Below are 16024 nucleotides of genomic sequence, written 5' to 3'. Positions count from 1 at the left end.
CATAAATATTTATTAACTAAATATAACTTATGCCAGAATCTACCTCACTGCGCGATCGCTACTTAGCCCTAATCGACAAAATTGTCGAAATCACCCTCAAAGGTCAAATTCGCTCTAAAGAACAAGTCTATCAAATGCTGGTGCAAGACATTAGCACCGGTACCGGCGAAATCTTTGAACGCTGTTTCGGTGAACGCCTTGATGCCGCCGAAAATCAACTCAGAAATGAAAAAGACGAAATCAAACAAGCAAAGGCAAATCGTACCCTCAGAGCTCTCAAAACCATCCAAGGAGAATGGGAACGCTGGCAGAAAGATAACCGCGTCGATCGCGAAATTGCCTCCTCAATTCAACAAATCCTTACCGCCGAATCTAACAGCCGTCTCCTAGCATTATTGCAAGTAATCGATCCGAATAAAGAACATCCGCTGACTCTGGACCAATTGCAGCAATTGGCAAAATCCCTACACCAACAAATGCTGCAAACTGCCAATCCCGAAACCGAGCGAGATTTGCAGCAAATCACGGCTGGTATTGCCAAAGGTTTAGAATCTTGGCAGCGGTTGGAACCGGAACTCGTCGGCTGGATTTATCAGCCGCAGCAGCTAGGATTTGCCGGTAGTCCCGAACAAAATGGGCCTTGGGCTTTTTGGGCAAAAAAAGTTAACAGTCCCTTTCCCCACGCTCTCTTGAATACTATTGCCCTCGGTGAATCGGTAGTTCAATTCGCCGCCAAGCAATCGAATTTAGAGTTAGGCGGATTGGTGGAATTAGCGATTATCTTGCAGTGCTTGCAGCGGGCGTTGGCGACATGGTTTGACAAGCAAGTTTACGATTCCAAAGTGTCAACAAAAGCTTCAATTTCTACTTACATTACTTTTGCTGTAATTTGGAGTCAGCTAGCTAGTGGGTTTAATAATTCTACGAAGAGCGGGGAACAGTTGGCTAATGCTTGTTTTCAAGTAACTTTGCAAATTTTGCGCGCTTTTTCTGGGCGGGAATATTTTCCGCTTTACGGCGGGATTTTTGCTTCGTTTGATGGTAAAGCTCTGCGGCATACTTTGGATTATTTAGACGAACCGCTGCGGCGAGTTGAAGGCACTCAAGCGAAAGCTCGGATTCTGACGCTTTTGGGTTATTCGATGCAGGCGGCCGGGGCCTACGAGCGATCGATCTTGCTGCACAAGCAAGCGCTGGAAATTGCCCGCCTGGAAGGAGACAAAGCTTGCGAAGTGGCCAATCTCAATCACATCAGCCGCAACTATGTTGCTCAAAAAAATTATCAGGAAGCGATTAATTACAGCCAGCGGGCTTTAATTATGGCACGACAAACGGGAGAGCGGCAAGGCGAGGCAAATGCTCTGGCTAATTTGGGTTACAGCGAAGTGTTTCAAGCGCGGCAGTTGGAGGAGGTGGAACCGGAGGTTTATGAGAGTGCGATCGGTTATTTGGAACAAGGTTTGTTGCTATCGGAAAGATTGGGCGATCGCCAAAGTCAAGCTTTTTGTTCCAGCAGTCTCGGTATCGCTAAAATTGCCCTGGAAAATGCTGAAGCTGCGATCGAATATTTGCTAAAAGGTTGGCAAGCTGCCCAATTTTCGGGTGACTTATATTTGCAAGGTCTGAATTTGGCTTATTTGGCTCAAGCTTATTACACAATCAACGCACTAGAACAAGCGATATTCGCTGGCAGTTTGGGGATGTATACTTTGGAGCAAATTGGGGCGGCGGAGTGGCGCCAATCGGCTGGTTTGCTGACAATTTTGCGGGGTCAAATGGGGGCGGAAGCTTTTAAAGAATCTTTGGCGAAAAGTCGAGCGAATATCATTCCGGCGATCGGTGTTGACGGCTACGATTACATCCCGGAATTGTTGGAAAAATATCAGCAATCTATTTAATATCAAATCCGGGTTTGTTACTTGAGGACTCGGCGGTTGAAACCGCTCCTTGTCAAGCGAAGTCCGCGCAACGCGAGACTAAGAAATTCTTCAGTCTCGCGTTGCGCGGACTTTGTATGTATAACCGCAATTTCAATCGCCAGGAATTATCACTCATTCTCCAGTTTAAAATCGAGGCCATTACTACCTTTAAATACCTTGACGAGAACTGGTTCTTGACCTTTGCGCTCACCGTTAACAAAACGGAGTGGATTTCCTGAAGTTTCATTTGCTGCAAGATTAATAGATTTGAGGTTTGTCAATACAGCATCGCGGGAGGGTTTTTGAGCCACAGGCAGAGCTTTAATTAAAGCTTGAGTCGCATCATAGCTGGTTGCTGTGCGCCAGCTAACATTCCCTTCCCATCTTTTCTTAGCTTCAGCAGCAAATGTTTTTGAATTTTTTTGATCTCGAAACCAAGGTACAGCTAAAACCAAACCTTCAACAGCCTTTCCGCCTTCTAAAATCTGTGGATTGTACAAAGCATCCGCTCCGAGTAGCTGTAGCTTTTTGGTTCCAGACTGGCTTAGTTTTTCCTGGGCGCTGGCAATTTCAATTGCCACAGAAATTCTCTCTGTGTCTGGCAACAATACAGATGCATTAGCTTGATTATTAAGCATTGTTGCAACTACGCCAGAAGCATCCAGTGCAGGATAGGTCAAATCAATCGGCTCTCCTACAACTTGTCTACCGTCTTTTTCAAAAGAGTCTGTAAACGCCTTTGTTAGGCTATCACTATATGTATTATTAGGGTTATTGCAAATACCAACTTTTGTGTATTTTTTGGCATAACTAGCTAATTTTATAGCAGTTTCTGTGTCGTTGGGCACGGTTCTGAAAAAAACCTCACTCTCCGGTTTAGCGGTGAGTGTAGTGCTAGTGCTAGTGGGGGAGATTATGGCTAGGTTACCTTTTTGATACTTAGGTAGTGCAGCTTCCGTAACTGTACTGGTATTGTGTCCAATCACTCCCATAATATCTCGGTTTTCTATTAGCTTTTTAGCAACTTCTTCTGCTTTCTTGGGGTCATTCCCATCCTTAGCTATTAAAATCTTCAAGAACCGCTTCTGTTTTTTGTCGTTGAACTTATATTGTGCTTGTGCAACTCCTCGCAAGATTTCCTGAGCGATTTCGTCTTTAGTATCCAGAGGTACAACTACTGCAAGAGTGACTAATTCTTTCTTTTCCTTGTTTCCTGATTTCTGCTCTTTCAAGGCTTTGGCATTATTGAAATAAATTTCTACTTCTGGATCTTTACGATCGGCTATTCTCGCTTTTTCAAAAAACCTATAAGCTTCTTCATACTTATTTTTTTTGAAAGCTTCAATACCTTTATCTCGATTGGAATTTTCAATGTTCTTAAAGAGAGTCCGCTCACCTTCGCTCAATGGCTCATTCACATCAATATGCCACCAAAGCCAGGAGCTAAACTCACCCATACGCCCAAACACAAGCAAGAAAATTACACTAAGAATCCTTAACTGCAACTTCTGATTTTTTTGCTTTTTCCATTTTTTGCTTGCATTTATAAATTCCTCGTCTTCTAAGGTTAATGTTTTACCCTGAAGCCATGTGAGTACCTCATTTAATTTTTTTCCTTGCAACAGTTTAGATGGGGGTTGGTCATTAGCGAGCCATTCCGCTATTTCTTGTTGGTAAGGTCGCCGATCCAGTAGCTGATTATCAACCCATTTAAGATTAAAAATAAGCGGGTAAATACGATTGTAAACTTTTAATTTTTTATCCTGTTTAACAATCAACCCTGATAACAGCAATTCTTGGTGTTCATCACTGTCATCGGCAATAATTTCTTTGTTTTGTAAAATTTGCTGATATAGCCCTAGCAATCGACCACTTTGCGGACTGGAGAGGGAGTTAATAATGCGATGGCGTATCGTCTTCAAATGCTCTGGGTCATCATGGCGTTCCCAGTTTTCGATAATCCGCTGTTGCACCAATTGTTCTACTCCCGATGCCTCCATACCATCTGTTATAAGTTCGCAAAGTTTTTGGGTAAGAAAAGGTTGCCCACCCGTCCAAGCTAAGACCTCTTTCAGCACCGCTTGGGGATTACTAACTTTCTCCTCTAATCCCCGAAGCAAAGGTTCAGCTTCCTGCAGATGAAAGCCGTTAAGCTCAATCGCCTTACCAATATTAAACGGCGTGCGCTTTAGATCGCGGATCAAATCTGAGGGAGTTGCTACCCCTAACAGCGCAAAAGTTATATTCTTGAATCTTTCTTCGCTAGCGCGTCGGTTATAACAACTTCGGATCAAAGCAAAAAAATCATCTAGCTTGCCCTTCAGACGGGAACTGAGAACAGAGTCTATTTCATCTACAAAAATTACAATCTTTTGGGGATGAGAAACTAATTTCTCTTCAATAAACTTGCTCAATCGCTGCATCGGCGACAGTAAGCGATGACTATTCCACCAGGTATTTAAATCAAAATTATTAAGATTGATACCCTTGCTCAGACGATCGATCACCCCTGCATACCATTGCTGTTTACTGGTATTTGCGCCTATCTGATTAAGGTCAATCGCAACACAAGCAAACCCTTCTGTCTTCAACCGTTGCATTGTTCTCACCATCAAACTGGTTTTGCCCGTTTGCCGCGAGTTTAAGACATAACAATATTCCCCATTTTTCAAGAATTGGTAAAAGTTGCGATCTGCCTCCCGCTCGATGTAGGTGGGGGAATCAGCGCGCAAAGCTCCTCCGACGAAGTATTGAGATACCATCAATTAACCTTCCACTAATAAAATACTATGGACACAAGTCACCCAAAAGCAAAACATTATTGTCTTGCTTCTGGCTATGGAAACTCAATCCTGACTCCTAAATTCAACGGCGGATTAGTTTTGATATCTTTAGAATGCACAATCACCGACCGCAGTCGTTTCCAACTATCTTTGTTCTCGACATTCTGATGCCAAGCTCGCAGCCCTCCAAAAAAGTCGTCAGCACTCGCTTGATATTCAAGAATAAACTCCACGTTATACAAGACCAAGACAAGGGCGGTTGGGATTTCCGGTAACAGGTATTCAAAATAGGCAGTACACTCCATGTTGCTCGATGTTTTTCCCTGCCAAGACTTAGCTAGTGTATTTTGTAGCGGAAGTTGCGACGTAATTTGGTCACAGAACCACTGCCATAACTTATCTGAGTTGGTTAAATCATTGTTTGCCCACTGAAAGTTCACGCGAACTGCTTTATAGTCTTTCGGAGTGTGCTCCTTGATAATTTCATTGGCTATTAAATGGATTGTGTCGCTTGGTCGGGAAGTTTTTACGCGTATTAATGCCCCTGGTTTCTCAATCGCCTGATAAAGTTGTGAGGGTACAACTGATGCTTTTGGGGGAATTAATTGAGGACTACCCATCAATTTCTGGTTGTGTGCGTTGAACTGGGGAGTCTCGTTGTACTGTTTTTTTTTTAAGAGTTTTTTAATTCCCCCCAATACCCTTGTCAACGATTTTTCTGTATCTAGTTCTATCTCACAAGACAGAATCCCAGGTATAAGAGGCAGAGCGGCTATCAGCCTAGCTGCTGCAGGTGTCTGCGGTTCATTCAGCTTGTCGAGAATCTCCTGCAACTTCTGCATCAACTTATCGGGATATTGATTAGGTTGGCTTTGAATCAGTTCCACTTCCTGCACAACCTTAACAATGGCGTGCCTCGCAGCCACTTCGTCCACTTGGTAATCGGGCGCATCTTTCGCCAGAATGGACCAATACTCTTTCTCGCACATGCAAATTGCCGGTAAAATTTCTACTCGGATATTTTGTTTGATTGCAGTTTTTTCCTTGAAGCCGAAAGCCATAGGAAGGGCTTTTTCTGCTTCGCCCAGTTGTTCGTACCACAACTCTAAGGTTTCTTCTAAATAAGCCAATCTGCGACTTGAGTCCATGCAAGCCTAACTCCTGTGAAATTAATGATATATCGTAGTCAGCTTCACCATTACTAGAAGCAATAGCTGCTGATACCTTGTTTTGTTTGTTACCTTAATCTTTTAGTATTATCCACTGAGCCACACAACCGATCCGGAGGGTAAAGAAATCTTTAGCCAATTCTGTGCTGACATCGGCGCGGTATCCCAAATACGATCGCCCAGCGGGGAAAATGCCCGATCGCTTTTCAACTATCCAACCAGCCGCCAAGGTGCGATCGAATATTTGGTCAAATCCGGATTCGTTACTCGATCCCTCGGCGGTTGAAACCACACCCCTCGATCCCTCGGCGGTTGAAACCGCTACTACAGAAACGAAGTCCCTTTCTAAGAGACTAAGAAATTCCTTAGTCCGGGTCGGCGGACTTTGTATGTGTAGTTTGACCTCGAATTCGGATGACGGGCGCTTCGGCACATCCGAATTTGAGGTCAAAAGCGATTTCAATTGCCGAGAATTTGTGTTTTTATAATGGCTGCCAACTAATGCTCAACAATCACCGGCGTTCCAACTGCAACTTTCTCAAATAAAGCCTGCGCGTCTTTGTCAAACATTCTGACACAACCATGAGAAGCCGCCCCCCCGATCGACTCTGGATTCGGAGTACCATGAAAACCAATCACATTCTTGCCATCCGTCCAAAACCCCATCCACCTACTCCCTAATGGATTGTCCGGCCCAGCAGGAATAAGTTCTCCTGTCCAAGGATTTTGCCAAACTGGATCTTTGATCATTTGCATAACTTTAAAATTGCCTGTAGGAGTTTCCCAGCCGCCTTTTCCCACAGCAACCGGGAAACTGGCTTGCACCTTATTTTGTCGGTAAACATAAACGCGACGTTCTCGCAATTTCAGCACTAAACGCACTTCCTCAATTGGATTTACCGGAGGCTTTGGTTCCTGGGGAATATACCGAAATGGTTCTCCCAAGGGCGGCAGTTCTGGGGCTGGGAGATTCGGCAATTCTGCCTTGGATGTTAGCCCCTGTGGCGCGATCGCGCTATTACTTGAATTAACGGCAGCCGCTTGCTGCTGTAGGGCGACCGACAGCGCGACTGCACTCAAGCTCGCGACAATTAACTTGTTAAATAAAAATTTGCTGTTCACCATTGTTTTGTTGACTAAATTCCTCACCAGCAGTTCCTACAAAGTTCCTATCTCATTATCCGCAAACCGCACCCGATTTGAAAACTTTTGACATGGCTTTTTGACGGCAACTGCGCAGCGCAGTTTTTAGTTTAAATTCCACAACTGATAACTTGTAACTCAACACAAAGCTTAGGCAATAATACCAAAAAAACCAGGTTTTTATACGGGGAGCAGTGGAGATACGCGAGAGGTTTTCGTGAAAAAACCCGGTTTATGCGTAAATCCTGCCAGAAAATGATTAAATTTTACCTCCGACTAATTTGATTTTTTAGCTGCCGGCCGGCTGGCGATCGAAAATTGAAAGTATGGCGTTGCTGTATCCGGAAAGCACAATCTGTCTTTGGGTAGAGTTTGCCGCCCAGCAACAGTTAGGTTGGCTTAAACAAACTGCAAAGGTCGATCGAACAAACTCAATATATCACGCCAACACTCTATAGATGCCAAGCGCTGAACTTGTTGTAAATCGGGAACTTATGATGTAAAATTTAGTCTTTCAATACTTGTTCGATAATCTTTTTTTGAGATTGTCCTAAATTTCCTACTCTGGGGATTAAACTAGATTAGGTCAAGATGTTGGGACTTTCGCGCAGCGGAAGCAAACCCGACCCTAAATAGCAGTTAATGTGAGGTTTCAATGCGTTTTCAGAACATCAAATTATTGACAGGTGCAACCCTGTCCGTGTTAATTTCGGCGGTCTCAGTACATCCTGCGATGGCTAACCCTGCAACTCAAATAGCCCAAACGCAGACCACCACAACAGCAAACTCTCGAACCATTACCGGTTTTGTCAAAAGTATTGTCGGCGACGTAGTAACAATTCGCGAAGAAAACGCGCCGTACAGGACTCTCAGGATTCAAAAATGCGTCCTGAAAATTATTGGTCTCGTACCGGGAATGAAAGTCAGAGCCACCATAGCCGGGTCTCAGGTAGAAAATATCGCCGTGATCCCCGATTATAAGGTGGTAGCCACAACGGTTGTTCGTCCCCCAGCCCCAGCACCGGCACCGCGTCCGGCCCCAGAACCCCCTCCCCGTCCGATGCCGGCTCCCGCTCCGCGTCCGGCTCCCGCTCCGATTCCGGCTCCCCGTCCGATTCCGGCTCCGGCTCCGGCTCCGGCTCCTGTGAGAGGACTTTGGTAGAGCTAGGTTATACGATTTTAGATTTTAGATTTTAGATTGAAGATTGGCAATGACAATCAAGCAATTTGGCCCCGGGTTCCCGGATTCATTCCTGGGGTCGCTTTCTTAAATTCTTTAATCTTTAATCTTTAATCTAAAATCGATTGACTGATGAAGCTCAAGGTTTGGAGCACGGGCTTACAGTTGCCTTCTTTTTTTGCAACTGGTATGAGTAAGCGGAATTAAGTCACCGCGTCCGCGGTGGCTTCGCTGTTTAATAGCAGTTAGAATAATAGAATTGTCCAGCAATTGTTGAGAAATCGCTGCTATGTATTACTTGCGTTTCTTGCTGCTAATTCTGCTGTTGCCGGTGATGGCGTGCGATCGAGCTACAGATGCGATCGCCCCTGCTGTTGGCGACAACGGCCCCCTGTCCCAAATTCCCTCCCGTGCACCGCTGGTAAATGTTGGGACAAATCAAATTGTACCGACCAAACCGCTTTCGCCGCAGCCAATCCGCATTGTTGCAACTTCTTTGCCGCAGCCAGGAGCCAGCGAAAGCGCCTCAAAACCTCCTCAAGTAATACCGATTCCCGCATCGCCAGTGCTGCGAGTGCCTCCTGGCTTTGTCGTTAACGTTTTTGCTGACAATTTAGACGCTCCCCGATGGCTGGCTTTGACGCCGACAGGCGATGTTTTGGTAACAGAAACCCGGCAGAATCGGATTACACTGTTGCGGGATGCCAACGGCGACGGGGTTGCTGAGGTTCGCAAGACTTTTGCAAGTGCCCAAAACGGGTTAAATATTCCCTTTGGCATGGCTTTTGCCGAGCGCTATTTTTTCCTCGGAAATACCGCTGAAGTCCGCCGATTTCCCTACACAAAAGGGCAGGAACAATTGACAGGTACTGGTCAAAAAATTGCTGATTTACCGGGCGGCGGTTACAACCAACACTGGACGCGAAATGTTGTCGCTTCCCCCGACAATAGCAAGCTTTTCGTATCAGTTGGCTCCCAGTCTAATGCCGATGTCGAACCGCTGCCGAGGGCGTCTGTTCAAGTGATGAATTTGGACGGCCAGAACAAGCAAATTTTTGCTTCCGGTTTGCGAAATCCGGTGGGATTGGATTTTCACCCAAAAACCAATCAACTCTACACGACAGTCAACGAACGCGACGGTTTGGGAGATGATTTGGTGCCAGATTACTTGACAAGAATTCGTCAAGGCGAGTTTTACGGCTGGCCTTACGCTTATTTTAAGCCGAATTTGCTCGACCCGCGCCACTCCAGGAATGGCAATAGCGATCGACCTGATTTAGTGGCTAAAACATTAATGCCAGATGTGCTGTTTCAGGCGCATTCGGCGGCTTTGGGGCTTCAGTTTTACGACGGCAAAACGTTTCCCAAAAGATTCCTCAACGGGGCGTTTGTGGCGTTTCGCGGCAGTTGGAATCGCAACGCTGGAACTGGTTATAAAATCGTGTTTGTACCTTTTAATGCGGCGAACGGACGCCCTCAAGGTTATTATGAAGATTTTCTGACTGGTTTTCTCACAGATCCGTCGGGCCCGAAAACTTGGGGGCGACCGGTTGGTTTGCTGGTTTTACCTGACGGGAGTTTGCTGTTTACTGAGGAAGCGAATAACCGGATTTATCGAGTGCAGTATCGCGGCTGACGGTTGGGCGATCGATTAGATCCCGACTTTTTCCAGAAGTCTGGGATCTGGTTGTTTAGTCAGCTTCAAACCTTGCTAAGTTGAGATTCACCGGAAATTTTTTGAAAAATTAATAACCTATCTTCTTCCGCAGTTTCGCGATTTAAATCAGACAGTTCGTAATAGGAATCTGTTTCGGGCAAGTAGATTGCCGGTAAATTTTCAGGCAGTATTAAATAAGTGTTTTTCACCTGTAAATCATTGTCTATATCTAATGAATATAGAAATCCGTCAACAGGATTTACAATTAACTCGTGCAATGAAACTTGTCCCTCTATGTAAAGCTTGAGAGTTAGTTGTGCAACTCTGAAAACCAACCAGCGATTGTACAAATTATCTACATCGCACCAAGAATAAAGATAGCTATCGCCGTATTCATTCTCAAAAAGCGATAGCAGGGGGCCGTCGAAATACTCTAAAGTGACTATGCTTCTGAGAGATAAAGGAAATTTACTTAGTTTAAATCCTATTAATTGTTCCATTTTTTTGTACCTTACAATAAACAAGATGTTATTACAAATTTTGCGCTAAATCAGCAGTAGCAAATTCATGTAGACTCAAGTGACCAAAAGCAATTTGATCCGGGGCTCCCGGATTTATCAGTGGGGTCGCTTTCTTCAATCTAAAATCTAAAATCTAAAATCTAAAATTGATTGACCGTTATCATCTATTTTGGAGACAACTCCATCTGTCTTGTCGATCGATCCTGCTGCTATGTGAGTCCCCAGAGAATCGCGCAGTTTTTTTCTTTTTTTTGTTAGTTTTAAATAACGTTTTTCGGCATTTTCCCTGGTATCAAATAATGATAGCGCATAACCTTGACATCTGGCTGCTTCAGTTTCTGGTTTTAGGTTGCGCTGCGGAGTTATTATCAGCACTGGTTTAAAGTTATTAATAGATCGTTCATCATTGGGTTCAAATACAAATCTAAAAGCTAGCATTTCTTTAGGTTCATAGTCCTGTGGCGGGCATTGAGTTGAAAGCTTATCTATATATTCTTGGTGTTTTAAACACATATTGATAATTTTAGTAGCGAATTTGATTTTATATCTTAAATGTTAGCCGAAAATCGCTATTGTTCCTATAAATTGCAGTCTGTGCTTTTTGCTTTAAAGTCAGTGGGGTATCCCTCTTAAATATAGCATTTTCTAGTTTGTATAGCAAATAACCTAAAAGTTTTGCGATCGCGCTTTAAAATCGCGAACCAGGTTGTTTGAGAAACTCGGCTTCTTCGGGGGTTGTTTCGCGTCCGAGAATTTGATTGCGGTGCGGAAATCTCCCAAAACGCTGGATTATTTCCAAATACTGTATCGCGTATTCAATGACTGATATCAAATCCGTTGACATCGGAATTATTATCTCTCTCTTCTCTTTCTCTGTGTCCTCTGTGCCCTCTGTGGTTTAATCATTCCGATCTAACCGCAATTGATATGAATTCCTGTCTGTATCGCCGCTGAGTTGGCGAAATAGTTCGACAGATTTTTGCTGTTTTTCTAAGTTTTCGCTGTGTTCAAAAGGCAGATAAATAAACCATTTTTGTACAGTCAGCAATTCGATCTCGAAGTTATTGTTAACAGCGTATTCGGCGGTGGCTAAAGCTTTGCTGTCTGTGGCGAATGCTTGAGGTGTCCCGCGAAACATATTGCGCGGAAATTGATCGAGCAGTAGAATTAATGCTAGGCAGTTGTCGGGGGAATCTTGCCATGAGTCGAGTTGACCGGAGGCGGCTAGTTCGTATTGCTGCATAAAGCGCGATCTTCTTCGAGGGCTTCGCTAACGCACTTCTGCATCAAAATCCGTATCTTTTTCAAACCACTTTTTTTGGACTTTGCCAAACTCAGGAGAGTGCGATCGACCCAACCAAAAATCTAAAACTTCATTCATTAGCAATCTAGTATGCGATTGATTGTTGATTAAAGCTTTTGTGTCTGTAGTTGCACAAAATGCGCTATCTGCGCAACTACAAACCGCAGCGATTAATGATTAGCAATGATGACTGAGGAACTTTTGTTGTCCGGTGCTTAAATTTACGAACTAGCAAACAGTCTGTCCCAAGTTTTGCCTCCCACAACTCCGTCTACATGAAGGTGAGCTTGCCGCTGAAATCTTTTCACTGCATCTAGGGTTGTCGGGCCGAACACGCCATCAATTACGATCGGTTCTGGGCACAAACCCCGCGCGTTCAACACCTTTTGCAGTTTCTTAACATCTTCTCCTCTCGATCCGTGTTTTAAAATCCTTTTATGGTGTCTCACTTGTGGTCGATGGCAATCATTAGTGGGGCAAGCTGAGCCGCCCGCTGCATAGTTGGCTCCAGTTGTGCCAGTTAAAACTAATAGACCGAGAATTGCTAGTAAATAATAAAAAGTCTGTTGTCCTGCCATACTTTCCCTGTGAATTTTCTCAAGCGTTTTTTGCAAGTTTGACGATTGTTTGAGGGTGAGAAACCGGGTTTCTGGGATGGGGGCATCCAATCTGGATTGACCGGGTTTCTGGCAACAGTCAACCGACATTTTACAATATAAGTGGCTTTACTGCAAAATCTCCGATCGTGCAAGTTAAATTTTGTTGCTCTTTGGTAGCAGCAAAGGTAACAATAACTTCGCAGGCAACTGCAACCGTCAGGATTACCAAGTTTCGCGCCAGGGGGTAATCGCAAACGTCATCATTCGCGGCTGAAGGAACCCGATAGTGTTGGTTCCAAATTATTTCCGAGTAATCGGCAGCTAATCCGACGTGCACGCATGGAAGGGAGGCACTCGCACAGTAATCCTTGACTGCTTGCCGCCCGACACTGTTATCAAAAGTATCGATGACTGCGGCGCTGACAGCAAGCAGCCGTGAGGCATTTGCGGGCGTCAATTCTTTTGAGTGCGCGTCAATGCTGACTCCCAAAGCGCGGTAGAGGTTGTTGGCGAGAATTTTGGCTTTGAATGCGCCGATGTCCGATCGATAATAGGGTTGAGTGGAAAGGTTGCGTTCCTCGATGCGATCGCGATCGATGACTTTTAAATGGCCAAAGCCCGATCGCGCCAGACTTTCTGTAATATTCGCACCCAAAGCGCCCGCGCCGCACACCGTTACCGGGAAATTTTTTATCAGCGACATCACTGCGGCACTTCTGTAAAGTTGTTCGTGAAAAAATATGCTCATGGTAATCAAGAATTATCGATTTTCGACTACTCCAACCAATGAATGCAAGTCGAAATCTTTGTCCAATCCGCTGAGACAAATGCCAGCACTCATAACTGTCAAGTCAGTTTTGGCGATCGCAGAAGTGTGATGTTCTCCACTCCCGCTAGTCCATTCAACCAACCAATAATTTTCGCGATCGCAAAAATCCCGCAATTCACCGCCGCCCATTTTTAGCGCCCGCTGCAAGCGCTGTCGATCCCGCACTTTCGGATCGAAACCTTTAATATTTCGGGACACTAATTCGTAAACAGTTCGCATGGACGGCGTCATCCCTTTAAAGCGAACTTTTTGAGGCAAAATCAACTTTTTCAAAGCTGCTTTCAATTCCTCAGACGGCAGCGGGTCGGCGCGCCTGTCAATTTCTTCAAACCACAAACAATGACCGTCCCACCGCGCAACAATCTGCTCAAACTGCGAGCCTTCAGTAACTAAATGCACTGGTACGGGTTTCGCAACACCAGTGCGCTGTTTAGCGTCAGATTCGTTAACAGGATAAGCCAGCCAAGTTTGCCCTTGCAGCACGCAGGCTAAGTGCAAGCGAACGGGTACGAGCAGTTGCAAATACTCTGCCACTTGCGGCAAACTCGGCTCCTCAATTACCGCAGCAATTTCCTCGTTAATAGGCTTAAAAATCGCCCATCCTTCAAAGTTGCGGGGCTGCGGTTGAAAAGTATAAACCATTGAGCTAACCCTTATCCGCACGCTTCCCCCGCGCACGCAGGGAGCCAGGAATTGGGTATCGAGTAGCTGCCCTTCTTCTGCCGCAAGTTTGCTGAGAATTTTGCGTATATCTGCCACTGAATTGACCTCCGTAATCTTACTCTTTTTTACAGAACGCACTTTTAATTTCAGTAATTATAAAGATTTGTAAACAATATTGACACGAAGCAATATCCTAATATAATATTTAGCGATTATCCAAATTTAACATTCTAGATATCTCAAGTAAATATGCTGCCAAAGCTATTTTATAAGTTGGTTGTAGTGACAGCTCTGACACTTCCTATTTTTGGCTCTGGCCAGGTAGCTAAAGGTCAGAACACCTATGGAGCTACTGCTTATTCTCCGAGTTCTGACGCGACTGGTATTAGTTGGGATCATGCTACAGAGAAAGAAGCACTAAACGCAGCAGTAGCCGTCTGCAATGGAAAAAGCGAAGGTGCTAACGATTGCAAAGCGCTGACCTCTAATAGCAATAATTGTGGAGCGATCGCAGTAGGTAAAGGAGGAGCCGGTGCGGGCTGGGGTGAGGATAAAGCAGCAGCAGAAGCTCAAGCTCTCGCGGGTTGCAGTGAACTTGAAGGAGGCAACTGTAAAGTTCAGCTTTCAGCTTGCAACAAGTAATTAAACTGATAAAAATCGCTCGGAGCGGTGTATATTTTCGCTCGTAAAATAGCTGAGAAAATAGTAAATGTAGGGTGCGCCTGGCGCACCTTACAAACTACAAGTTATCTCGTTTCCGGTTGCATGGGCACGATCGAGTCAAGGTCAATAATTCCACATTCCCCGACTCCCGACTCCCAACGGACGACTCCCCATCCCGAACGGTGTAACCGGAATTGATATGAGCTAAAAGTTGGGTGTACCTTGCACACCTTAGAGTGAATCTCCTACTTCGGAAGTAACTGCATCAGGTGGCAGCAAACTTTCTAATCTATCTTTAGACCAGTATTCAGTAGGATAAGCGAGTGCAATAATATCAGAGAGTCTAATCAGCCACGTAACTTGTCCGTAAGCATCGATATTTTCCGCCTGTTCGTGAGGGGAAACTATCACCAAAAGTTCCACAAACTCCCCGAATAAATTAATCGGGATGCCGCCGAAACTGCTATTATTTGTTTTAATCCAAACTTTACTGCCTCGATCGAGAGCTTCTTGCAGTCGCTGGCAGAGCAAACTGGATTTTTTGACCTGGGATTTTTTGGCTTTCGACTTTTTTCCCATAGTTTTAAGAAGTTTAAGTAATTCCACAGTGGGTTGCACAGTGGGTTGCACAGTGGGTTGAGATTTAGTACGATCCTCTTCGAGGGCTTCGCTAACGCGGTTTGGTATTGAAACGGACAAAAGCAAAAAGGGCGATCGCCCCGTCGCTACCCCATCACTCTACCCTATAAGAAAGTGCTGTAGTGCGATCGTAATAACAATTTAATCGCAAAATCGGGAAATAACACCAGTTCAATAAAAATCTGACTCTAGCCAAGCTTCAAACCCTTAAGTCATCAGTGATTCCAGATCTAAAATCTAAAATCTAAAATCTAAAATGGTATGACCTGCGGTCTGATGTTACAGAGTCAGTCAACGAGTCCAGTGTTTATACTGTGTCCAAATGCAGTATAATCGGCGGAATCTTCCCAAATCGTTTAAGTAAAACAATGGACTGGCGAAAGCTCATTCATCCAAACCCGAAAGCTTCCACAAGTCAACCAGCAGCGCCAGAAACTCGATTGTCTGTAGAATTTTTGCTGGGGCTCTTTGCTGCGGGATGGACCGAACAGCAGGTGTTAGAGAAATATCCTGCACTGACTTCGGAAAAGTTGCGCGCTGCTTTAGCTGCTGCGGATTCTCAGTTAGTGTCATCCATCGCTAATCCAGAGTTACTAGAAATTATCGCTCAAACTCGAGAATAATTTCAAATAGCTAAAAAGTTGTCGCTTGAGGATATTGAGGGAGATGTTTGGGAGTAAAGAGCGATCGTACTACTATCTCACTCATCTTGTTTACCAAGAAACTGGGTCGAAAGCCCCGTCCTTCTAGGACGGCTTTAATTTAGTAAATTATAAAGAATTGCTAAAAACACAGATTTGTTAGTAAAAGTTTTAGTAAAAGTGATAGACTATTTCAATGATAGTTTTAGAGTTTAAATTGAAGGGCAAAGCGGAGCAATATCGGATCATCGACGAGATGATCAGAACAGCTCAATTCGTCCGAAACAAGACTCTAAAATATTGGACAGAAAATCA

Annotated in this window: 15 protein-coding genes and 1 pseudogene; 5 read left to right on the top strand and 11 right to left on the bottom strand. The window is 44.6% G+C overall.

Annotated elements, in window-relative coordinates:
* The first annotated feature begins 29 nt into the window (after positions 1-29).
* Complete coding sequence (locus tag QUB61_RS16175) at positions 30-1898, top strand: tetratricopeptide repeat protein (RefSeq protein WP_333127879.1); 1869 nt, start codon at positions 30-32, stop codon at positions 1896-1898.
* A 149-nt stretch (positions 1899-2047) separates the two neighbouring features.
* On the opposite strand, the gene QUB61_RS16170 is transcribed toward QUB61_RS16175, so the two are convergent.
* From QUB61_RS16170 to QUB61_RS16155, 4 genes are all read right to left on the bottom strand, one after another.
* Positions 2048-4681: an AAA-like domain-containing protein gene (locus tag QUB61_RS16170; RefSeq protein WP_333127877.1), complete on the bottom strand. Its 2634-nt coding sequence runs from the start codon at positions 4679-4681 to the stop codon at positions 2048-2050.
* A gap of 74 nt (positions 4682-4755) precedes the next feature.
* Positions 4756-5850, bottom strand: a complete 1095-nt coding sequence (locus tag QUB61_RS16165; RefSeq protein ID WP_333127875.1) for an AAA-like domain-containing protein — start codon at positions 5848-5850, stop codon at positions 4756-4758.
* 94 nt (positions 5851-5944) lie between these two features.
* Positions 5945-6163: a hypothetical protein gene (locus QUB61_RS16160; RefSeq protein ID WP_333127872.1), complete on the bottom strand. Its 219-nt coding sequence runs from the start codon at positions 6161-6163 to the stop codon at positions 5945-5947.
* A gap of 206 nt (positions 6164-6369) precedes the next feature.
* Complete coding sequence (locus tag QUB61_RS16155; RefSeq protein WP_333127870.1) at positions 6370-6996, bottom strand: L,D-transpeptidase; 627 nt, start codon at positions 6994-6996, stop codon at positions 6370-6372.
* Between the two features lie 673 nt (positions 6997-7669).
* Between QUB61_RS16155 and QUB61_RS16150 the strand changes: the two genes are divergently transcribed.
* Both QUB61_RS16150 and QUB61_RS16145 read left to right on the top strand, forming a co-directional pair.
* Complete coding sequence (locus tag QUB61_RS16150) at positions 7670-8176, top strand: autotransporter (protein ID WP_333127867.1); 507 nt, start codon at positions 7670-7672, stop codon at positions 8174-8176.
* A gap of 307 nt (positions 8177-8483) precedes the next feature.
* Complete coding sequence (locus tag QUB61_RS16145; RefSeq protein ID WP_333127865.1) at positions 8484-9830, top strand: PQQ-dependent sugar dehydrogenase; 1347 nt, start codon at positions 8484-8486, stop codon at positions 9828-9830.
* 65 nt (positions 9831-9895) lie between these two features.
* On the opposite strand, the gene QUB61_RS16140 is transcribed toward QUB61_RS16145, so the two are convergent.
* The 6 genes and pseudogenes from QUB61_RS16140 to QUB61_RS16115 form a co-directional block, all read right to left on the bottom strand.
* The gene (locus QUB61_RS16140; protein WP_333127863.1) at positions 9896-10351 is read right to left on the bottom strand and encodes a DUF6575 domain-containing protein; all 456 of its coding nucleotides are present in this window, start codon (positions 10349-10351) and stop codon (positions 9896-9898) included.
* Positions 10352-10498: 147 nt separating this feature from the next.
* Complete coding sequence (locus QUB61_RS16135; RefSeq protein WP_333127861.1) at positions 10499-10885, bottom strand: hypothetical protein; 387 nt, start codon at positions 10883-10885, stop codon at positions 10499-10501.
* Positions 10886-11060: 175 nt separating this feature from the next.
* Positions 11061-11753, bottom strand: a pseudogene (locus QUB61_RS16130) (DUF924 family protein).
* A gap of 143 nt (positions 11754-11896) precedes the next feature.
* Positions 11897-12382, bottom strand: coding sequence for a peptidoglycan-binding domain-containing protein (locus tag QUB61_RS16125; protein ID WP_333190027.1), 486 nt, complete (start codon positions 12380-12382; stop codon positions 11897-11899).
* A 1-nt stretch (position 12383) separates the two neighbouring features.
* Positions 12384-13022 (bottom strand): ThiF family adenylyltransferase, encoded by a 639-nt coding sequence (locus QUB61_RS16120; protein ID WP_333127857.1) that lies wholly within the window; start codon positions 13020-13022, stop codon positions 12384-12386.
* Positions 13023-13034: 12 nt separating this feature from the next.
* Positions 13035-13862, bottom strand: a complete 828-nt coding sequence (locus QUB61_RS16115; protein WP_333127855.1) for a hypothetical protein — start codon at positions 13860-13862, stop codon at positions 13035-13037.
* Between the two features lie 153 nt (positions 13863-14015).
* Here QUB61_RS16115 and QUB61_RS16110 point away from each other — a divergent pair, with 153 nt between their 5' ends.
* Positions 14016-14408 (top strand): DUF4189 domain-containing protein, encoded by a 393-nt coding sequence (locus tag QUB61_RS16110; RefSeq protein WP_333127853.1) that lies wholly within the window; start codon positions 14016-14018, stop codon positions 14406-14408.
* A 252-nt stretch (positions 14409-14660) separates the two neighbouring features.
* Here QUB61_RS16110 and QUB61_RS16105 read toward each other — a convergent pair whose 3' ends face one another.
* A complete protein-coding gene (locus QUB61_RS16105) occupies positions 14661-15128 on the bottom strand; it encodes a hypothetical protein (protein ID WP_333127851.1) in 468 nt (155 codons plus the stop codon).
* 308 nt (positions 15129-15436) lie between these two features.
* On the opposite strand from QUB61_RS16105, the gene QUB61_RS16100 reads away from it, so the two are divergent.
* The gene (locus QUB61_RS16100) at positions 15437-15691 is read left to right on the top strand and encodes a DUF433 domain-containing protein (protein ID WP_333031675.1); all 255 of its coding nucleotides are present in this window, start codon (positions 15437-15439) and stop codon (positions 15689-15691) included.
* Positions 15692-16024: the final 333 nt, after the last annotated feature.

It is taken from the genome of Microcoleus sp. C2D2 (assembly GCF_036702495.1).
Classification (GTDB): domain Bacteria; phylum Cyanobacteriota; class Cyanobacteriia; order Cyanobacteriales; family Microcoleaceae; genus Microcoleus.
Note: the sequence above shows the minus strand (reverse complement) of the source record. Positions and strands in the feature narration are given on the sequence as shown.